Genomic DNA, 20,924 nt, shown 5'->3' on the forward strand with positions numbered 1-20,924 from the left:
GTCATCGCCCGCTGGCGGGCCTTACACGTCAGGTGAGGCTTGCGGGTAGTCGATTTCGCAGATGTAATAGGTCACCCACTGTTCCATCTGCTGCACTTCCACTTCGTCGTCCAGGCGCTTGCCGAGCAGGGCGCGCGCAACCGGTGAATCCATCGAGATCAACCCCTCTTTCACATTGAATTCGTCCGGTCCAACGATGCGGTACCGTACGGTCTTCCCTTCATCATCTTCCAGCGTTACCCAGGCACCGAAAAAGACTTTCTCCCGATCATCCGGGATGCGATCCACTACGGTAATTTCTTCCAGCCGTTTGGTGAGGAAACGTACCCGGCTGTCGATCTCTCGCAGTCGTTTCTTGCCGTAGATGTAGTCCGCATTCTCGCTGCGGTCGCCGAGCTTGGCCGCGTCACTCACGGCCTGAGTCACCCGCGGGCGCTCGACCTCCCACAGCTGCTTGACCTCGGCGCGCATACGCGCCGCACCCTCGGGGGTGATATAGCGCGAACCTCTGGGCCGCGGCGGTCTCCAGCGCCCCATTAGCGTTTCCCATCCAGGTTGTCGATATGAATACCGGGGCCGGCGACCGGCAGTGGGAAATTGAAAATGCGGCTATAAAACTCCAGCTCACCGTCCAGGGCCATTTTGATACTACTGGCGGCGCGGAAGCCGTGGCCTTCTTCCTCGAAGGTAATGTAGGAAACCGGAACCCCGCGCTCGCGCAGCGCGTTTACCATGGTCTCCGCCTGATTGGGGGGGACTACCTTGTCTTCCATGCCCTGGAAAAAAATCACAGGGCAGCCGAGTTGCTCAATGTGATTGATCGGGGAGCGCTCGCGATAAGTAGCCTCCGCGCGTGGCCAGGGGCCGACCAGTTTGTCGAGGTAGCGCGACTCAAATTTGTGGGTGTCCTGGGCGAGGGTGGTGAGGTCGCCAATGCCGTAATGACTGGCGCCCGCGGAAAACGTATTGTGAAAGGTGAGTGCGGCAAGCACGGTGTATCCACCGGCACTGCCACCCTTGATCAACAGGCGGTCCGGGTCCGCGAGGCCCTGTTGCACCAGGTATTCGGCCCCGGCACAAACATCCTCTACATCCAGAACACCCCAGGTGTCTTTTAATCGGTCGCGGTATTCGCGGCCATACCCGGTACTCCCGGAATAGTTTACATCGAGGATGGCGAAGCCCCGGCTGGTCCAGTACTGCACTTTCAGGTTCAGGCCGGCGGAGGTGGCGCCGGTGGGGCCGCCGTGGCCAAATACGATCAGCGGTGGCTTTTCTTCTGCAGGCGCGGTGAATTCGGGGTTGCAGGGCGGGTAATAGAAACCGTATACCTCGCGCCCGTCTTTTTGGTACGCAATCGGCTGGGCGCGGGAAAACCAGCTCGGCTCAACCGGGGCAGCGCTGCTGCTGGCAATCACGGAGAAAGCGTCGCTGTCGCCATCGTAGAGTGAAACGCTGGGAAAGTCGGTAGAGCCGCTGGCAATAAATACCGCACGGTTTTGCGCACAGTTAATGCTCTCAAAGTCACAGCCGGGGTGTTGCAGGGCCTTTACCTGTCCGTTTTGCAGGTCGATCAGTGCCAGCTTCCAGATACCGTCCTGGGTATAGGTACAAAATATGGTCTGCGGGTTCAGGAATCCATAAGTGGACATGCCAAATACCCACTGGGGCGTGGCAAATTCCGCGGCGCATTCCCACAGCGGTGATTCACTGCCCGCGCGGTAGATGTTCCACCAGTTGCTGCGGTCGGAAACGTAAAACAATTCCCCGCAAGGCGACCACTGGGGCTGGAATACCGACTCGTTTTTACCGCCAGCAATCTGGCGCGCTTTGGCAATTGCCCCTTTCTCGTCCAGCTCGGCGAGCATCAGCTCTGTGGCATCCCACGGCATGTCCGGGTGATTCCACTGCAGGTAGCTAAGTTCGAGTCCGTCGGGACTCAGCGCCGGGTTGGAATAAAAATCCGCGCCTTCCGCGAGTACCGTAATTTCGCCATTGCTTTCCGCCGCTGCCAGGTCGATGGCAACCAGCCGGGCTACGGCTTCACGGGTCTCGTCGCTTTTGTCTTCCTGAACGCACAGCAGGCGGTTGCGCCGGAGATCGAGCTGTAAGTCCGCGTAGTGGTAGGGCCCTTCCGGGGTTATGGGTTCAGGCACTTCGCCGTCCAGTGGCATGCGGTAAATACGCTGGTCGGCCGCGAGTACAAAGAACACTTGCCCATTGCCAACCGTGTAAACCCCGCCACCGTATTCGTGGGCTTTGGAGCGCACACTGAGAGGGGCCGGCAGCAGGTCGCGCCGGCCGGACTGCGCATCATATTCCACCAATGCCGAGCGGCCTTTTTCCGCGGGGCGCGATTCCAGCCAGTAAACTTTGCCATCAAATTGGCGCGCTTCGCTCAGGCGCACGTTGCCAGCGGTAAGCAGTTCTGCATTGATCTCCGACGGCCAGCTTCCATAAGGGGCCTCTTTCCGAGCCTGATCTGGTGTCGTGCCGGTTTTATGATCGCTGGTGGACAAACTTGATCTCCTATCGTGCTGAATAAACTCATTGCGAGGCATTGTACGCCGGCATACCGGAGCGGCAAGTGGCGCTGTCTCACTATTTCCGATTGTGATACGCTCGGGAAAACCACAATAACCAAGCAAGTGCTTGGTCGGCTGTGGCGTGGCGAGACGGTAGTTCTGTTTGTGCGCTTCGTGTGCGCGACGGATATACGCACAGCTGCGCCTACTCAAAGTAGCCGTTCACACTTGCCGCTGCCGGGAGAACCACAATGTCCCAGTCGTCGCCCGACATATCACCACCCATATCACCACCAATGTCGCCGGATGAAGTCGTGATTACCTGTGCCCTGACCGGTGTTCTAACCAATCCCGCGCAGCACCCGGTGCCAGTGACCCCGGAACAAATGGCCGCTTCCGCGAGAGAGGCGTTTGATGCCGGTGCTTCGGTTATGCACATCCATTTTCGCGCGCAGGGCGCCGGCAAGGGGCACTTGCCGAGCTGGGATCCGCTGGTCGCGCAAGCTATTGCAGAGGCGATTCGCGATGCCTGCCCCGGTGTCATTCTGAATTTCACCACCGGTACCATTGGCCGCGATCAGCAGGGCGCGCTCGACTGCCTGCGCGCGGGTAAGCCGGAAATTGCCGCCTGTAATGCAGGCAGCCTTAACTATCTCAAGGCCCGCTCCAGCGGCCAGTGGGCCTGGCCTCCCATGCTGTTTGAGAACACCGTGGACAAGATTGAGGAACTGCTCAATGTATGTCGGGAAGAGGGGGTACGCCCGGAGTTTGAGTGCTTTGACGTTGGTATAGTGCGCTCTGTAGGGATGTTTGCCGATGTCGGGCTGGTGGAGCGACCGAATTACAACCTGGTGATGGGGGTTGCCTCCGGAATGCCGGCGGATAGCGAGCTGTTGTCTATTTTGCCCCGCTATATGAAAGAGGGCGCCCTGTGGCAAAGCACCTTAATCGGTCGCGAGGAAATCTGGCCGGTGCACCGCAAGACCGCGGAGCTCGGGGGGCATCTGCGCACCGGTATGGAAGATACCTTTTATCTGCCCGGCGGGCAGCGTGCCAGCGGTAACGGTGAACTGATCGAGGCGCTGGTGCAGGTTGCGCAACAGGCCGGTCGAACCGTGGTGTCTCCCGAGAGAGCCCGGCAAATTTTTCTCTAGCCCTTCATTGATACGCAACGCTGTTCCCTGCAACTGCTAGTCTTAATCTGATTGCGTTATTCGGCGCCAACCGGTTTAGACATTTTCGGAATACTCCGGAACCGGGTCATAGCGGTGGAGAGTGGTATGCAGGGGTTCTTGGATGGTCTGGGCGCGCTGGTGGGCTGGGGTAACAGCCTTACCTGGGGTGGCCTTGGCGGTATCTGGTGGCTAGGTATCCTGATAGCCGCGCTACTGCCTGCCGGCCTTTATTTCACCGTGCGTACACGCTTTGTACAGTTTCGTGCCTTCGGCCATATGTTGCGTGTGATGGGCCACAGTTTTCGCAAAGAGCACGACGACTCTGTGTCCTCCTTCCAGGCATTTGCCACCAGTGCGGCGGCCCGTGTGGGTACGGGCAATATTGCCGGGGTGGCGGTGGCGATAACAGCCGGCGGCCCAGGCGCAATATTCTGGATGTGGGTGGTTGCCATGCTCGGTATGGCGACGAGTTTTATCGAGAATACCCTGGCGCAGTTGTTCAAAGAGCAGGGTGAGACCCATGGCACCTTTCGCGGTGGCCCCGCCTACTATATCGACAAAGGGTTGGGCCGACACTGGAAGTGGTTGTCGATCGTATTTTCCGTTTTTCTTATTATCTGCTTTGGGTTCTTTTTTAACGCGGTACAGGCGAATGCCATGTCCGAGGCGATACATGCGGCCTGGGGAATAAACCCCTTATTAGTCGGTGTGGTGATCGCAATACTGGCTTCGCTGATTGTTTTCGGCGGTATCAAATCTATCGGTAAATTCGCCGGCGTTGTGGTCCCTGTCATGGCGCTGATCTATATCGGCATTGCCATTGTGGTGATCGTGTCAAATATCTCGCGTGTTCCTGAAATATTTTCCCTGATTTTCAGTAATGCATTTGGCATGCAGGAAGCCGGCGCCGGCGCCTTCGGCGCGGTAGTGGCGAATGGCATCAAGCGCGGACTCTTCTCCAATGAGGCGGGCATGGGTTCGTCGCCCAATGTGGGCGCAGCGGCGGATGTGAAGCATCCAGTGGTGCAGGGCTATGTACAGATGGCATCTGTGTTCCTGGATACCATGATGATCTGTAGTGCAACGGCCTCCATTATTCTGTTGAGCAATGTGGAACTGGGGGGGATGGTCGAAGGTGTCACTTTGACCCAGGCCGCCCTCGCCAGCGAAGTGGGTGCGTGGGGCAATAGTTTCATTGCGCTGGCACTCATCTTCTTTGCCTTTACGTCGATTATCGCTAACTACTATTACGCGGAAACTAATATTTTCTACCTTTGGCACACGCGCCTGTCGATTTTCTGTTATCGATTCCTGTATATCGTATTCATTCTGTTCGGCGCCTGGGTAGCCTGGAGCGGCAGCTCGGATAATTTCCAGTTGTTATGGAATATGGCCGATATGTCCATGGGCTTTATGGCCACTGCCAACCTACTGGCAATCCTGTTGCTGTCTGGCGTCGCGATTAAAGTCTTCGCGGACTACGAGTCTCAGCGGGATCGTGGTATCAAAGAACCGGTATTCGATGCACGCAAGCACAATATTCCCGGTGTCGAAATGGATGTTTGGGGCGGTGGCCCACATATACCTGGGGAGCACAAGTGAGCCGCCGATTTTCCGAGTGAGATGCCTGACCAAGTTCTGCCAAGTTACGGGTTGATTGTTGCCATTTCTTGGGCACTTTCAATCCGGATCAGTGTTTGGCCGCTTCTTACCTGGTCGCCGGCTCTTGCTGCGATGTCGCGCACGGTGCCATCGCAGTCTGCTTTCAGGTTGTGCTCCATTTTCATCGCCTCCATGGTGGCGACCAGGTCTCCGCATTTGACCCGCGCGCCCACTTCAACGCAAACTTGCGTCAGGTTCCCCTGCATTGGTGCGCGGATGTCACCGCTTCCGCTAACTTCCGATACCTCGGCCGGTGCATAGGTCTGGTCGCTGAGCTCCCACTGTTGTCCAGAGTAGATCAGGGTGAGCTTTTTGCCCGCGAGAGACCATTGAACAAGCCGTTGCCGCCCATTGATCCAGACGGGGTGAGGTTGTGCGGCTATTGGGTTTAATGGGTGACAGGGGAGTTCTATCTGTTCTTTTTCTCCAGACTCGAAAATAACTTGATAGCTGCTGTTGCTCGACGCGGTCATGGAAAGTAATGCAATTTTCTCGCTGTCCGAAATCCGGTATTGCCTGGGGGCAGTGAAACCATTGCTGTGCCAGTTGGCGCGCCCGGTACGGACATCGTATGGTGAAAGTGACAAGTGGTGGAGCAGTGCGGCAGCGAGCGCCATAGCAGTCTGAGCGATGGATGCCAGTAGCGGACGCGGTGAAAACTGGTCGGTGAGGTAACCCGTGTGTGCGGCGCCCGCAGCGAAGGTTGAATCCTCGAGAATATGTTGCAGGAAAAATCGATTGGTGCGAGGGCCTATCAGGGGCAACTCCGCCAGCGCACTGGCAAGGCGGTTGCGCGCCTCGCCGCGGCTTTCTCCCCATGCCATTAATTTGCCCAGCATGGGATCGTAATAGGGGGAGACCTCCAGTCCAGTCTTCAATGCGTGATCAAACCGGATACTGCCTGTAGTGTTTGGCAGCTTGTTGCTTGTGTTATCTATTGGTTCCCAGGCATGGATGGTTCCACTTTGCGGCAGGAATTCGCGGTCTGGATCTTCCGCATACAGGCGTACTTCAATGGCGTGACCGTGAAGTGCCACTTCTGACTGGGTGAGGGGAAGCATGTCCCCCCGCGATACAGCCAGCTGCCACGCTACAAGATCAGTCCCGGTAATCAGTTCTGTTACACCGTGTTCCACCTGCAGACGGGTATTCATCTCCAGAAAGTAGAAGTTTTCTGCTGAATCCAGCAAGAATTCGACGGTGCCGGCACCGGTGTAGTGGCAGGCTTTCGCCAGAGCGACCGCGGCCTCTCCCATTTTCTTTCGCAGTGCGGGGGTAACGGCGGGGGAGGGCGCTTCTTCAACCACTTTCTGATGTCGGCGCTGCACCGAGCAATCACGTTCTCCCAGATGGATACAGTTACCGTATTGGTCTGCAAATACCTGTATCTCAATATGGCGGGCATGATTCAGAACTTTTTCAAGAATTATCTCGTCGCTGCCAAAGGCGGCAAGGGATTCCGCTCTGGCAGACTTGAGTTGGCTGTCGAATACCTGTGCAGATTCCGCGATCCGCATGCCGCGCCCACCGCCACCGGCAGCGGCCTTGAGCATTACTGGGTATCCGATTTCGTCTGCCCGGAGGCGCAATTCGGCATCGTCGTCACTGCCCGCGAATCCCGGTATGCACGGCAGACCTGCGGTCATCGCAAACTGCTTGGCTCGGCGTTTGTTGCCCATCAGTTCGATGACGTCTGCAGAAGGCCCGATAAACGTAAGTCCGGCTTGCTCACAAGCGCGTGCGAACCGGGCATTTTCTGACAGGAATCCATATCCGGGGTGTACGCAGTCGGCGCCACCACGATGTGCTGCGGCAATGATCTTGTCGATATCGAGGTAGGATTCCTGCGGAGTGGAGCCGCCAATCGGAAGCGCTATGTCTGCGGCGGCAACGTGGGGGGCATCTCGGTCCGCATCGCTGAAAATTGCCAGCGTGATATAGCCGTGCTGCTTTGCGGTGCGCATGATGCGCAGGGCAATTTCTCCGCGATTGGCAATTAATAGTGTGGGCATTGCGTGGTTCCCTCTGCCTGATTAGCGGTTGTGCGTCGATGCTCGCTCAGCTATTGCTTTTCTTGCGCGAGGGCAGAATGCCCATCAACTTGCAGATAATCCCCAGCATGACTTCATCGGCACCGCCCCCAATCGAGGTAAGGCGTAAATCGCGAAAAGCACGGTTGATAGTGGTCTCTTCCATATATCCCATGCCACCCCAGAATTGCAGGCATTGATCGGGGATGCTGCGGGTAAGGCGACCGGACTTGAGCTTTGCCATGGAGGCGAGGGTGGTGACGTCTTCGCCGTTTACGTAGGCGGATATTGCGCGGTAGGTAAGCGCCCGCAGGCATTCGACCTCGGTCTGCATTTCCGCGAGCGCGAAGTGCACGGTCTGGTTGTTCAGTAGGGGCGCGCCGAAGGCCTCACGCTCGCGAACGTAATCGATGGTTGAGGTGACGCAGGTTTCGAGCCCCATCAGCGTCAGTGCAGCGCCGGCCAGCCGTTCTTCCTGAAACTGCAGCATCTGCAACAGGAATCCACTGCCTTCATCGCCAATTCGAAAGCGCTTTGGGATCCGCACATTGTCAAAGTAAACCGGTGCGGTTTCTGAAGCGCGCATCCCGAGCTTGTGCAGCTTTTCACCGACAGTGACACCCGGGAGATTCGCAGGAATGATGACAAGGGATTTGTTGCTGTGGGTCTTGTCACCACCAGTGTTGACCAGGGTGCAGAAGAAATCCGCTTGTGGCGCGTTGGTGATCCACATTTTGCTGCCATTGATCAGGTAATCATCCCCATCCGAGGTGGCTGTGGTAGTAATTGCCGAAACGTCTGAGCCTGCGCCCGGCTCCGAAACCGCAATTGACGCTATTGCTTCACCGCATACGGCGGGGGCCAGAAATTCGTCCTGTAGATCCCGGTGCGCAAATTTGGCCAGTGCCGGCGTGGCCATGGAGGTCTGTACAGAGATCGACAGCGGAACTCCGCCACAGTGCGCAGCGCCAAGGGATTCGAGAAAGACCGCTTCAAAACTGAAGTCCAGTCCCAGTCCACCGCAGTGCTCCGGCTTGCTGATGCCGAGCAGGCCGAGCGTGCCGAGGCGCTTGAATACGTCGCGAATCGGGAAGCTGCCAGCCGACTCCCATTCATCGACATGCGGGTTCAGTTCCTGCTGCACAAACTGCTGAACGGTGCGCTGTAGTTCCCGGTGTTGGTCGGTGATGATCATTGTGCGGTTTCCTGTAATTTAAAACCTGGCAACGCCAAAGCTGTTTTCTCGCAGTGTCGCGACTTCTGCTTCGCGACAAATGTCCAGAAGCAGTCCGAGCAGTGTGCGCGTATCCCGCGGATCGATTATGCCGTCATCCCACAGGCGCGCAGTGCACGATAGGGCGTCTGAACCGGCCTCCATGAACGCTGCGGTGTCGCTTTCCAGTTTATCCAGGGCTGCATTGTCCACCGCGCCGCTGCGCTGCATCTTCTGTTCACTCACGATACGCATGACTTTTCCTGCCTGTGCTGCGCCCATAACCGCGGTGCGCGCATTGGGCCAGGCAAAGATAAAGCGGGGGTCGAAACCGCGCCCGCACATGGCGTAGTTGCCGGCGCCGTAGGAGCCGCCAACGACGATACTCAACTTGGGTACGCGCGCATTGGCAACCGCCTGGATCATCTTGGATCCGTGCTTGATGATGCCTTCGCGTTCGACCTCTGTGCCGACCATAAAGCCCGTCGTGTTGTGGAGAAACAGAAGCGGCGTGCCGCTTTGTTCGCAAAGCTGGATAAATTGTGCGGCCTTGTTGGCGCCTTTGGGGGTAATTGGGCCGTTATTACCGATAACGCCTACTACATGCCCCTGGATGCGGATGTGCCCGCAGTAGGTCTGCTGGTCGTACTCTGGCTTGAACGGCAGCGCTGCGGATCCATCGGCAATTCGCACGATGATTTCGTCCACCAGATAGGGGGTGCGGCTGTCAGCGGGTACCACGCCTATCAAGTCTTCGGGTGAATGCTGGGGTTCTTCCCAGTTTCTCGGCGGCAGCGCCGGCGCCTGACCGGGCAGGGCGGCGATGACTTCGCGGGCGATACGAATGCCATCGCGGTCATCTTCTGCCAGATAGTCGCCGGTGCCGGCAATCGAGCTATGCATTTCGGCGCCGCCCAGCTCTTCCTCGCTGGCAATTTCCCCGGTGGCGGCCTTAAGCAGTGGTGGCCCGGCCAGGAACATACCGGATTGGTTGCGCACCAGAATCACGTAGTCGGAAAGCCCGGGCTGATAGGCTCCGCCGGCGGTCGCGTTGCCGTGCACCACCGTGACCTGGGGAATACCCGCCGCAGACAGCCGTGCCTGATTGGCAAAGCCGCGCCCGCCGGGAGCGAAGGTCTCATTGGCATACATCAGATTGGCGCCGCCACTCTGGGCGAGCGTAACAAGGGGCAAGTGGTTTTCGTGGGCAACCTGCTGAATGCGAAGCGCTTTCTCCATGCCGGCGGGTGAGATGGTGCCACCTTTTACCGCATAGTTGTCGATGCGCACTACGCAGCGGCGGCCACTGATGACGCCGATACCGCAAATGGCACCGCCGCCGGCACCGGTGCCATCCCGGTCGTCGTACATACGGTAGCCAGCCATGGCGCACAGTTCGATAAACGGAGCACCGGGATCCAGTAGAAGGCTCAGCCGCTCTCTGGGCAGCAACAGCCCGCGCTCGTGGTAGCGTGCCGCTTTCGCATTCTCCGCGTCGACGACTCGCTTCTCTGCGCTGCGGTATTGCGACAGGGCAGCCAGCATTGCCTCTGAATTGTGCTTGAAGTCCTCGCTGTCACTCGTGACCTGTGGCGTGATGGGTTGCATAGAAGGCAGCCTCCGCAAATAATGCCCTAACGCTACCAAGCAAGCGCTTGGTTATCAACAGCGGAATATCCCTGGTGGCTGAATGCACGCCAGGGCATGCGGGACATAAGCTTTGCGGGGCTGGAGGTGATGTGGGAGACAAAATTTCATTGAGTGATGGTGCAAAAAGCCACGGGGCAAAGAAGGGGCCCGGCGGCCGTGACAGGGAACTCTCGACTCTTGTGGCCACGGGTGAAGTCAGTGATCCGAAAAGTCCAAGAGGCCGCCTGCTGAATGCGGCGGCGCAGCTGTTTCAGGACAAGGGCTACGCCCGCACGACGGTGCGGGATATTGCCGCGGACGTGGGCATTCTTTCCGGAAGTATTTTTCACCACTTCAGGAGCAAGGAAGAGATCCTTTGCCAAGTTATGCTGGAGGTGACCCGGGTTGCCCGGGCGCGGATGGCGGCTGCGGTTTCCGCAGAGGAGGATCCCCGGGAGCGTGTGCGGGCCTGCATCCGCTGTGAGCTGGAAGCGATCCACGGTCTGGCGGTACCGGGCTTCCCGATCCTGGTCAGCGAATGGCGGAGCTTGTCCGCCGATAATCAACGCCTGGTGCTCACGGAGCGGGAGAGCTATGAATCCATCTGGATCTCCGTCCTGAACAACCGCCCAAGAGGGGCTGGCATTGCCGATGCGCAGCTTGCGCGCAAATTGCTGTTGGGCGCGCTGGCCCACAGCCACACCTGGTTCAAGCCCCGCGGTCGTGGTCTGACCCTTAATGCACTGGCCGATCAGGCTCTGCTTATGGTGTGGCAAGAAGGCTGACGCGCTTCAAATGAGACGCTGTTCGCTTCACCGCTGTGATGTTAGTTGGTAAACCCGTACCACTTTCACCTCATACAGATTCCCTGAGAACCAGTACGCAATCAGCTGCACTGGAATCTTTTACTCTCTCATCAGACGGCAGTCATAGAACTGCCGACAAGCCTCGGGCCATCATTACTGAAGCCCAGGAGCATTGGGTTATATGGGGCTTGAAGAGCGTTTAAATTTGGGGGCTTGGGGAGAGTCATGTCGGTGCAGCAAAAATTTCAGATTGTATCCGCGGGTAAAGTATTGCGATCCAGGAACCCGGAAGAAGTTCTGGCAAAAATGTCTGATGCTTTTTCCATCAGTGCGCAGCAGGCCCGCCGACTTTTCTTGAAAGGGTGGGTAATCAAGGACGAGCTATCGTCCGGGCAGGTTGTACAATATCGGACGCAACTACATCAGATGGGGCTGAAAATCGAGGTCCATCCCGCGGGCAAGTTCGATAATCGCGCGATCCTCGCGCGCATGCAGTTTGCCCAGAAGCGTAAGGCGCGCAAAGATGCCGGAAAATCCATCTCGACCAGTGAGATATCCGGGGCGGTGGGAAACAGCGAAAAGAGTTCAAACACTGCCGCGCAAGCGCCATCATCTACCTCAAAGCCCGATGTTCCCGCAAAGCAGCAGCCGGCAACCAAAAAGCCGGCGATAGATGTTGCTGTTTCCGAGAAGAAAAATCCAAAAGCGGCGCAGAGAAGTGGAGACACATCTCGCTCGGTGGCTGCTGCGGAAAAGGCGACTTCGACTGCCCGCACGCAGTTGGAGGCACTGTTTCATCCGGATCCTTCTGCTCGCTTTGAATCCGCTAGCGATCGCCTGGCATTGATCACCGGGCTAATTGGCGCACTGGTGGTACCGGCACTATTTATCGGACTACTGTGCCTTTGTCTGGTGTATGCCGGTCTGACTCTCTGGGCGGTGCCGGCGTCCATTCTCGCGGGAACCGCTAGCGTTGCCGCCGCGGTAACTGGTGCGGCAGTAAAACTGTTGCTGGTGTCTTTCCTGGCAGCACTGTTTTTATACCCTTATTTCACTGCCTCGAGAGCCAGAGCAAGTTCGAACGATGCTGGTATCCGCTTGCGCAAACCCGAAGCGCCGGGCCTGTTCCTGCTGCTTGAAGTACTGGAGGCAAAAACCGGGCTCAGTATTGCGGCGAAGCTGGCCGGGCCAAAAACGCTGGCTGCAACCAGCCAGGCCAGGGGTACTCTGGTTGAGGTGAATCAGGGGGCGGATGTTGTGGTCGTCCGCGCTCCGGATGGTCAGTGCACCCTGTCAGTGGGCCTCGGGGCCATCGCCTCTTTGAATGGCGGTGAACTATTGGCACTGATCGCTCGTGCGCTGTCCTATCAGCAGGGGCCTCTCGTGCGCGCGGCGAGCTATTGTTCCGTGACCACCGCGCAAAACCTGCAGTCGATGCAGGAAGCACTGGAAGCGGAGAGAACCCTGTTCAGTTCAGGCGCCGTATCGGTGTCTCGCGTGGAGCAACTTTTGAAACCGCTGCACAAAATACTTTCCGCGTGTGGTCAGGCGTTGGTGCCGGTGGTGGAGCGTTTACAGGGGTTGCATCGTACGACTAGCGGATCTCTCGCCCGACGGCTGGAGGCTCGCGCCGATGCAGCGGCAGCGTTGATGATTGGTAGCGACAGGTTTGCACAGTTTGCGGAGCGCTGGAATCAGTTGGTGCATGCCGATTTGGTGTGCGGAGAGATCAATCGTGAAGCCCAGTTGACCGGGCGCCGGCTCGCTAATGTACCGCAGGGAATACGCTGGCTTTTTCAGAATCTCGACGAGCCCACCCGAGCCAGTATCGAGCTGGCGATGTCCGAAGATACCGATTGCTGGAGCCCGCTGGAGCCCGCCGGGCACGACCGTGTGGCGGCGGTGGAGGACCGTTCGCTGCCCGCAGTACTTCAGCGGACAGAGTTTTCTGTTCAAAAATTGTTTGGTGACTTCGACGATCTCTGTGCCAAAGCGAGCCGCGCGGGCGCGGATGAAAGTTGCCGCCCGGTAGAAAACCAGTTGCTGCTTACCGCCAGTAAAGAATCAGAAGAGGCCCAGCGCGTTCTGTCGATGTATTTCAACCGAGCCGTACCGAGAGGCTTACTCCCTTTGCAAGGGACAGGAAATGCGGAACTCGAGGCGCTTGGTTTGCAGGAATGTATCGACTGGATACGCAGCCGATTGATCGAACTACAGGAGCTTGAGCAGCGCCTGGCTCAGTTGCAGTTACGGGGAACCCGGGTGCAGTTGGGGGCCGCACTGGTGCGTGCCGGTGTGCGTGTAGATCCGCGCAGTTATGATCTCTGCGGCACTACGCCATCTGACGCGGAGGCTTCGCGCAAGGATATCCGGGTGCGAGTGGAGGAGTGCATGCAGCAACGACAGCAGTTGCACAGTATGTTCTTCCAGCGCACACAGCGCGCCCTGGAATCCATGGCCGCTACCGATCACAGTGCAGCGACTAATGCACTTCAGCAGCTCAAACGCTTCGAAACCTTGCGTGAGCCCCTCGGTACCCTTGACGGTTGCGGTGACCTACTGTGTGAGATGATTGAACGATTGCCGTCGGTGGAACTCCCATCAGCAGTGACCCAGAAATACGCCCAATTAGCGGTGCGGCAGATCCATGCGGTGTACGAAGGAGCAAAAGTGCAGTCGGGGCTGCTGTCACAGGGAACCATGGAAAAGCTGGAAGCCTATGGCGCGGGAGAGGTGGAAATTCCGTCATCCAGCAAGGCGGGGGACCTGATAGGGGTTCTGCAGGGGCTGGAATTGCGCTGCAAAAATGCCAGCGCAGCCGTGTACGAGGACTACCAGGGCGCGCTGGCCAAGTTGCTCGCCGTTTGCCTAGAGGAGGAGTCGCGTCAAAAGGTCAAACCTCTGCGGCTTGTCGGTGCCCTGTAACCGGAAAGAAAGCACTGGCGTCAAACTTACGCCACTGGCCTGGAGGCGACGCCTTAGCCTCCGGCCAGTTTTACCTTGTAGTCTTTACCTTCCAGGACCGCTTTAATCTCATTTCGCTTGTCGCCCTGAATTTCGATAACGCCATCTTTCAGGGCGCCGCCGCAACCGCAGCGTTTCTTCAATTCTGCCAGTAGTAACTTCAGTTCGCTGTCGGTGCCTTCCACACCTCTTACGCAAGTGACTCCTTTGCCCTTGCGACCCTTGGTCTCTCGCTGGATTCGGACAATGCCGTCGCCCTGATGGCGCTTTTCCTGTGCCGGTGACTCCTTGATGCGTCCGCGGTCTGTGGAATATACAAGTCTGTTTTTGTCGCTCATGCTGATACTTTGCTGTGCTGCCAGGTTGGGGAGGGCGAATGCAGCGCAAGGATAGCCGATCGCTGCGGGGCAATTCCATGGGGTTGAAGGAAATCGCCCTTTGTCGGCTAGAATAGCGAGTGTTTCTCCGGCATACCCGTGATCATTCATCGTAAGGACAGGACTGAATGCCTCTGACAGGCGCCCGCAAGTGGCTAAATGAAGTAATTTTTGGCACCGACACTCCGGCCGGCAAGTATTTTGACGTGGTCTTGATCTGGACCATTTTGGTCAGTGTGGGGCTGGTGCTGCTGGCCTCGGTGGAAAGCTGGTGGGTGCGCTACGGGGATGTCTTCTTTGCCCTGGAGTGGTTCTTCACTGCCCTGTTTACCGTGGAGTACCTCACGCGGATTTACTGTGCCAAGGATCGCCGTTCCTATATTTTCAGCTTTTACGGGGTTGTCGATCTGCTGGCGATTCTTCCCAGTTACCTGGCACTGATCTTTACCGGCGCCACCTACCTGATGGTCATCCGTCTTCTACGGGTTCTGCGCATCTTCCGTATCCTCAAACTGGTGCGTTACCTGAGCGACGCCAATCTTCTGGTTCGCTCCCTGTGGCAGGCGCGCCGGCGAATCCTGGTCTTCTATGCCAGTGTGCTGGTGATCTGTATCATTTTTGGCAGTGTCATGTTTATTGTGGAGGGCCCCAGGCACGGCTTCACCAGTATTCCCAAGAGCATTTACTGGACCATCGTTACCATTACCACCGTGGGATTCGGGGATATCACGCCGCACACACCCCTGGGGCAGACTATTGCCTCCATGACCATGCTGATCGGCTACTCAATCATTGCCGTTCCCACCGGTATTGTCACCGCGGAGCTGGCCCACGAGCTGGGCCGCGAGAAGCAGCTGGCACGCTGCCACAATTGCGGTCGGGCCGGGCACGATGCCGATTCCGAGTACTGCAAACACTGCGGTTACAAGCTGGAAGATTTCGAGCCGGTAACGGAAGATTGATCCGTTTACCGCCTTAACAGCCCCGTAGCTTATCGGCTATCCTTGCGCCCCGTTCAACCCTCCGCTCAGGCCGGGGGGATCTCCCATAACTCCACAGATACCGGTAGCCGACCCCAATGGATATTCAGGGATACTGCGTCCCGGGCTTTGAAGCCCTCTACGATGCCTTTGCCAGCAATTTTCGCGATTATGGCGACCTGGGCGCATCGTTTTGCGCCGTGCACCAGGGAGAAGAGATCGCCTCCCTGTGGGCCGGGAGTGCGGATCGCCACGGCGAGCGACCATTTGAAGAAGATACCCTCGTCAATGTGTTTTCGTCCTCCAAAGGCGTGCTCGCACTGATTGCGCTACAGCAGGTTGCTGCGGGAAATCTTGACCTGGACCTTCCGGTTGCCCACTACTGGCCGGAGTTTGCCGCGGCCGGCAAGTCGTCCATTACCGGCCGGCAGCTATTGTGCCACCGCTCTGGAGTTATTGCGTTTCGTGAGCGGGTGGCCGACGAGCTGATCTACGATTGGGAGGGTGCGCTTGAGAAAGTGGCGGCTACCGAACCATGGTGGGCGCCGGGCACTCAACAGGGCTACTCGCCTTTCCTCTATGGCTGGACACTCGGCGGGCTAATCGAAAAAGCCAGCGGCGAGCCGCTGATGTCACTTTACCGTCGTAATGTTGCCGACCCCCTCGGGCTCGATGGCGGTTTCGGTGGGGTAGGGCATCGATCCTCTGAACTCGCCGATGTAGGCCCTTTGAAAAAGCCGTTGCCGGAGCTGCGTAACAATGCCATCGGTCGCTCCATCAAAGAAGATCGGCAGGGCCCAGTGGCTACCGCGTTCACCAACCCGGTTACCCTGATGATGGGTACCAATGGTGACCAGTGGCGGGGCGCGTTGATTCCCGCTGCCAATGGCCATTTCAGTGCGCGAGATCTCGCTGCGATATACGGCGACCTCGCCTGTGACGATCCCCAATTGCTGCCGGCGTCGATACTTGGAGAGGCGACGGCAGAGCAGAGCCGCGGCCAGGACGCCATACTGCAGGCGGAGGTTGCGTTTGCGTGTGGATTCCTCAAGTCCTCGACCGCAGAAGACCTGCATTTTGGCAGCGAGGCTGGCTTTGGTCATCCCGGTGCCGGTGGCAGTATCGGCTTTGCCGACCCAAAGTCTGAGTTGGGTTTCGGCTATGTCACATCCCGGATGGGGCAGAGCCTGTTTATGGATCAGCGCGCTGTTGGTCTGAAGAATTGCCTGTACAGCCTGTTGTGAGTGGGCGGAGGTATACCATGAGTACAGAAGATCATCAGCAATTGGTGGCGCGGATTGACGAATTGGAAACCCGCCTGGCTTTCCAGGAGGACACCCTGGCGCAATTGAATGACGTGATCACATCGCAGGATGCCCAGATTCGCGCTTTGGTAGCACGGCTCAAGGAAGTCACAGAAAAGTATCAGGATCTGTCGTTTGAAGTTCAGAAAGGGCTCAAGCCCGGTGATGAAAAACCGCCTCATTACTAATTGATTTAGTGTCGGCAGGTTCGGCGTGTTTTTCCACGTCGATTTCTTGAATTTCCCGGGTTTTTGATTCTTCCCTTCTCGCCACCCCTTGACAAGTTTTTTCCACATGCGGTAGATGCGCCTGTGGGTATTGGCGCAGTGACCGTCAGTTGGTACGCGAAAGTTGAATCTTCTCGTAACTTATTGATTTAAAAGAGTAAATAGTGCCGGGCGAAAAATTGCCCAAATTGCTGGGGGCAAGGGTCTGTGCGGCTTGGCGTGCCCTTTTGTTGAATCATGCACATAGTTATCCACAGATATTGTGGACGAGTGAATTACACGCGGGCACACGATTCCGAACCGGTGAAGAGTATTTTGCGTTCCACCACCGGGGTAAATAGCTCGCTGGGGCTAATGGGTGGAATAGGCGTTGCTCTGTCGACTGTCACTGGGAACAGATAGCGGACCGAGAGTGTCTATCACGTCAATTTTGGGAAATCGTCGGTAGACCTCCGGAGACTTTGCGCATAGTCTTCGTGCCCATGGCGGATTCGGTTCAGCTTTCAGTCAGCTACTGAAAGCCATACTGCACGCAATCGCCGATTTTCCCCGTGATTATTAAAAGCGTTAGGAGATGCTTAAATGAAGAAATGGGTAGCAATTCTTGCCCTTGGTTCACTGGTGGGTTGTACCACCCTGGATCCTTACACCCAGGAAAGTAAAACCAGTAACGCCGCCAAAGGTGCTGGTGCCGGTGCGGTAGCCGGGGCCATTATTGGCGCGGCAACTGCCAGCAAGAGCGATCGTAAGAAAGGTGCCATCACCGGCGCAGTGGGAGGCGCTGCCATCGGTGGCGGTATTGGCTACTACATGGATCGCCAGGAAATGGCCCTGCGCCAGCGTCTGGAAGGCACGGGTGTGCGTGTCCAGCGTGAAGGTGACAATATTCGCCTGATCATGCCGGGCAATATTACCTTTGCTACTAACCGCTACGAGATCCGTAACGATTTCTATGACACCCTGGATTCGGTCGTGCTGGTACTCAACGAGTTCGACAAAACCGCGATCCGTGTCAGTGGCCACACCGACAGCACGGGTTCTGATGTTACCAACCAGAACCTGAGTGAGCGCCGTGCCGAGTCCGTCGCCGGATTCTTCACTACCCGCGGTGTTGCCGCCGGCCGCGTACAGGCTGTTGGCTACGGTGAACGCTACCCGATTGCAAGCAATGACTCCGACGCCGGTCGCCAGGCCAACCGTCGTGTAGAGCTGGAATTGCTGCCGCTTCAGTAGCAAGATAAGAGGGCGCTTCGGCGCCCTTTTTTATTGCCACAATAATGATAGGGGTGGTTATGGCAGGGATGTCTTTTCACAAACCCGGGGCGGGCCTTATCAGATCCGCTGTGCCTTTTTTTCTTCTTTCTACCTTCTTCTTTTCCCCGTTTGTGTCGTTGCACGCCGAGCAGAAAGAAAATGAATCATCCGCTGCAATTGAAAGCGGCCGTGTGACTTCACCTGATGATTCCGGCGCGACGAAAGTCCAGGGGCAGCCGCTCACAACGGGCGATGTCATGGACGATGCAATAGTTGGTCGTATCCAAAGCTCTGAACTAGTAGCCCGGGTAAAAATCACCGGCGTACACCGCATGATCGACAATGCGCTGTCGGAACCCGGAATGGTGGCCATCCTCGGCTATGTCTATTCCGGTGTCGCGCAGAAAGTTTGGAAGGGCGAGCCGAGTAATTTGATTGCTTTTCGCCTGACCCTGGATGATTGCGATCGCAAGCTCGTGCGCGGTCGCCAGTATCTGATTTTTGCAGAAACGGATACGCAGGGGCGGTTGCAACTGTCGAGCTGTGAGGCTGCCGTCGAGGATTCCGCTGCGGCGAGTCTATTGGTGCAGCTCGATAGCTATTATCAGGGCTAAGGAGCGCCAGCAGGGCTAAAGGGGGCCTGCTACAGCGGGGCGTAAGTCTTGTCGCCGCTCTTCCACTTAGACCTCCACTGAATATCTCCTGAGTTTTTTACAATCATAAAGACTAGATTGCTGGAACAATGTTCCTTGAAGTGTGCCAATTGAAGATTATTCTTATCAGTATTGGCGCCGACTTCTTCGCGAGTGCGGTTTCTGCGAGGTAGGGAGTAGCGTCATCCGGTAACGAGGGGGCAAATTGACGGCAACGTCGGGCATCATAAACGGTTGTCCGGGGTAAATCGGCAAGATGCTCCCCATCGTTCTGAACTCTCTAACGCTGACCAGGGGTCATTGGGCATATGAAGAAACTACTGTTACCACTGATTATTCTGTTGTTGATCATCGGCTATTTCATGTCACAGAGATCGGACGACTCCGTCCGCGATGCGTACGACAACATGGAAACACCACCTGCCGAAAGTACGACACCGGACACTGATTCATCGATGCCCGATTCGTCGACTCCGCCGGATATGGATTCGGATCCGACCATGCCACAGGAGAGTGATGACGTCGCCCCGACGACTGAGGATCCGCAATCCTCCGGCAGCAATCTGCTGGATGAAACCAAGGACGCTGCCCGGGATGCTGGCGATGCCGTGAAAGATGCCGCCGAAGATACCGGTGAAGTAATCAAAGATGCGGCGGAAGATACCGGCGATGCACTGAAAGAAGCTGGTGATGCTACCAAAGATGCTGCTGAAGATGCCATGGACAAACTGCGTGGCGACAAAGACAAAACTGAAGATGAACCCCAGTAATGTCGTGTTGATTACCTGAGCCCAAAACAGAATCCAAAGGAGAAAAGGCTGCGACTGGTTCGCAGCCTTTTTCTTTTCTACGCTGTATAAAGTAGTTACGTTTTTGTGTCAGGCCATGATCGAGCACTGTTGGCATCACGACCACGATATTCTGGAAATCCGTCCGGTGGCGGATTTGAGGCCGGCTGAGTTTCGCGCGCTGGCTGCGCAGGTGGACCCGGTTATCTGCCAGCACGGGAGTCTGCAGGGGTTGCTGATCGACGCCCGGCACTATCGAGGCTGGCAGAATTTCGCTGCACTGGTGCCCCATTGTGTCTTTACCCGCAACCAGCACCGCCACCTTCACCGTATCGCTGTTCTCTCGGACAACACGCTACTTGGGTTTATGCCGCAGCTTCTCAATCACTTTGTTGCCGCGGAAGTGCGCCCGTATCCTACTGACGAAGAGGAATCTGCACTGGAATGGTTGAGCCATCCCGGTTAAATTCCCCGCTTTGAGCGACGGATACCATCTACCATGTCTTCCTCCGTGCAGCTGGCAGTAACGGCTGCGACATCCGAGTTTTGTTCGCAGGCCGAAGCACTGGCGCAGCAGCTGCAGTTGCCGTACCTCGGCGAAACTCCTGAAAAACACATCGATTGCACGCCTTTTGTACTCAAGCGCGGAGAGCGGCTACAGCTGTGCGCAACGGGGCGCAAGGCGCCGGGGCCCGTAGAGGTGGACTTCGTTACTGGTGCCGCCGCGCACCGGCGCAAATTTGGCGGTGGTAAAGGGCAGCAGATCGCCAAGGCAGTGGGGATCCGCAGTGGATTTTACCCGCAGGTTCTGGATGCCACCGCGGGTTTGGGGCGGGATGCTTTTGTGCTGGCATCTCTCGGCTGTGAAGTGCGTATGCTGGAGCGGAATCCGGTGGTGTACGCATTGTTGGAAGATGGTGTCAGGCGCCTGCGCGAAGTTGCGCAATCAGATCCCGAGCTCGCACCTATAGCCGCCCGTGTGCAACTGGAGCCCGCTGTCGATAGCGCGGCTGCCTGGTTGGCAGAGCAGGGGAGCGAGTCGATTCCAGTGGTCTACCTGGACCCCATGTTCCCGAGCCGCGACAAAAGTGCCAAGGTGAAAAAAGAAATGGTGGCATTTCACCAGGTCGTCGGTTCGGATGAAGATGCGGACAGCCTGTTGGCGCCAGCGTTTGCGGCCTGCTATTACCGCACGGTGGTAAAGCGTCCGCGACTGGCACCGGATTTGAATGGTGAAAAACCGAGTCTGCGTTTTGAAGGAAAATCCGGCCGCTTTGATGTCTACACCCGGCACGGCGTGCCGGGGTGATCTTTCCTGGTGATGCGGGCAGGGTGTC

The 20,924-nt window shown here is 57.2% G+C and carries 18 protein-coding genes; 12 read left to right on the forward strand and 6 right to left on the reverse strand.

Features of this window, described 5'->3' with window-relative positions:
• Positions 1-21: 21 nt before the first annotated feature.
• Both greB and LC059_RS06065 read right to left on the reverse strand, forming a co-directional pair.
• Entirely contained in the window at positions 22-537 is a 516-nt protein-coding gene (gene greB, locus LC059_RS06060) for a transcription elongation factor GreB (RefSeq protein ID WP_226702913.1), read from the reverse strand.
• A complete protein-coding gene (locus LC059_RS06065; RefSeq protein ID WP_226702914.1) occupies positions 537-2,519 on the reverse strand; it encodes a S9 family peptidase in 1,983 nt (660 codons plus the stop codon). Before LC059_RS06065 ends, greB begins: the two co-directional genes overlap by 1 nt.
• 257 nt (positions 2,520-2,776) lie before the next feature.
• Between LC059_RS06065 and LC059_RS06070 the strand changes: the two genes are divergently transcribed.
• Positions 2,777-3,679, forward strand: a complete 903-nt coding sequence (locus LC059_RS06070; protein ID WP_226702915.1) for a 3-keto-5-aminohexanoate cleavage protein — start codon at positions 2,777-2,779, stop codon at positions 3,677-3,679.
• Between the two features lie 126 nt (positions 3,680-3,805).
• A complete protein-coding gene (locus tag LC059_RS06075) occupies positions 3,806-5,302 on the forward strand; it encodes an alanine/glycine:cation symporter family protein (RefSeq protein ID WP_226702916.1) in 1,497 nt (498 codons plus the stop codon).
• A gap of 44 nt (positions 5,303-5,346) precedes the next feature.
• Here the strand turns inward: LC059_RS06075 and LC059_RS06080 are convergent, their stop codons facing one another.
• The 3 genes from LC059_RS06080 to LC059_RS06090 are packed head-to-tail and all read right to left on the reverse strand — an operon-like array spanning position 5,347 to position 10,213.
• On the reverse strand, positions 5,347-7,374 hold the full coding sequence (locus LC059_RS06080) for a biotin carboxylase N-terminal domain-containing protein (RefSeq protein ID WP_226702917.1): 2,028 nt from the start codon (positions 7,372-7,374) through the stop codon (positions 5,347-5,349).
• Between the two features lie 46 nt (positions 7,375-7,420).
• Positions 7,421-8,587 (reverse strand): acyl-CoA dehydrogenase family protein, encoded by a 1,167-nt coding sequence (locus LC059_RS06085; protein WP_226702918.1) that lies wholly within the window; start codon positions 8,585-8,587, stop codon positions 7,421-7,423.
• 18 nt (positions 8,588-8,605) lie between these two features.
• Positions 8,606-10,213, reverse strand: a complete 1,608-nt coding sequence (locus LC059_RS06090; protein ID WP_226702919.1) for an acyl-CoA carboxylase subunit beta — start codon at positions 10,211-10,213, stop codon at positions 8,606-8,608.
• 131 nt (positions 10,214-10,344) lie between these two features.
• Here LC059_RS06090 and LC059_RS06095 point away from each other — a divergent pair, with 131 nt between their 5' ends.
• Positions 10,345-11,019, forward strand: coding sequence for a TetR/AcrR family transcriptional regulator (locus tag LC059_RS06095; RefSeq protein WP_226702920.1), 675 nt, complete (start codon positions 10,345-10,347; stop codon positions 11,017-11,019).
• 327 nt (positions 11,020-11,346) lie between these two features.
• On the forward strand, positions 11,347-13,965 hold the full coding sequence (locus tag LC059_RS06100; protein WP_226702921.1) for a hypothetical protein: 2,619 nt from the start codon (positions 11,347-11,349) through the stop codon (positions 13,963-13,965).
• A gap of 53 nt (positions 13,966-14,018) precedes the next feature.
• Here the strand turns inward: LC059_RS06100 and yciH are convergent, their stop codons facing one another.
• Positions 14,019-14,342, reverse strand: a complete 324-nt coding sequence (yciH, locus tag LC059_RS06105) for a stress response translation initiation inhibitor YciH (protein ID WP_226702922.1) — start codon at positions 14,340-14,342, stop codon at positions 14,019-14,021.
• Between the two features lie 167 nt (positions 14,343-14,509).
• On the opposite strand from yciH, the gene LC059_RS06110 reads away from it, so the two are divergent.
• The 8 genes from LC059_RS06110 (at position 14,510) to LC059_RS06145 (ending at position 20,896) form a co-directional block, all read left to right on the forward strand.
• Complete coding sequence (locus LC059_RS06110; protein WP_226702923.1) at positions 14,510-15,343, forward strand: ion transporter; 834 nt, start codon at positions 14,510-14,512, stop codon at positions 15,341-15,343.
• Between the two features lie 116 nt (positions 15,344-15,459).
• Positions 15,460-16,605 (forward strand): serine hydrolase domain-containing protein, encoded by a 1,146-nt coding sequence (locus tag LC059_RS06115; protein ID WP_226702924.1) that lies wholly within the window; start codon positions 15,460-15,462, stop codon positions 16,603-16,605.
• Between the two features lie 17 nt (positions 16,606-16,622).
• Positions 16,623-16,853, forward strand: coding sequence for a SlyX family protein (locus tag LC059_RS06120; protein ID WP_226702925.1), 231 nt, complete (start codon positions 16,623-16,625; stop codon positions 16,851-16,853).
• A gap of 621 nt (positions 16,854-17,474) precedes the next feature.
• On the forward strand, positions 17,475-18,125 hold the full coding sequence (locus LC059_RS06125; RefSeq protein ID WP_226702926.1) for an OmpA family protein: 651 nt from the start codon (positions 17,475-17,477) through the stop codon (positions 18,123-18,125).
• A gap of 59 nt (positions 18,126-18,184) precedes the next feature.
• Positions 18,185-18,760 carry a hypothetical protein gene (locus LC059_RS06130; RefSeq protein WP_226702927.1) on the forward strand — a complete coding sequence of 192 codons (576 nt, stop codon included), beginning with the start codon at positions 18,185-18,187 and terminating at the stop codon, positions 18,758-18,760.
• A gap of 347 nt (positions 18,761-19,107) precedes the next feature.
• Positions 19,108-19,569: a hypothetical protein gene (locus LC059_RS06135; protein ID WP_226702928.1), complete on the forward strand. Its 462-nt coding sequence runs from the start codon at positions 19,108-19,110 to the stop codon at positions 19,567-19,569.
• A gap of 115 nt (positions 19,570-19,684) precedes the next feature.
• On the forward strand, positions 19,685-20,053 hold the full coding sequence (locus tag LC059_RS06140; RefSeq protein ID WP_226702929.1) for an STAS/SEC14 domain-containing protein: 369 nt from the start codon (positions 19,685-19,687) through the stop codon (positions 20,051-20,053).
• A gap of 33 nt (positions 20,054-20,086) precedes the next feature.
• Positions 20,087-20,896: a class I SAM-dependent methyltransferase gene (locus tag LC059_RS06145; protein WP_226702930.1), complete on the forward strand. Its 810-nt coding sequence runs from the start codon at positions 20,087-20,089 to the stop codon at positions 20,894-20,896.
• Positions 20,897-20,924 lie beyond the last annotated feature (28 nt).

This window comes from Microbulbifer elongatus (genome assembly GCF_020524885.1).
GTDB lineage: Bacteria > Pseudomonadota > Gammaproteobacteria > Pseudomonadales > Cellvibrionaceae > Microbulbifer > Microbulbifer elongatus_A.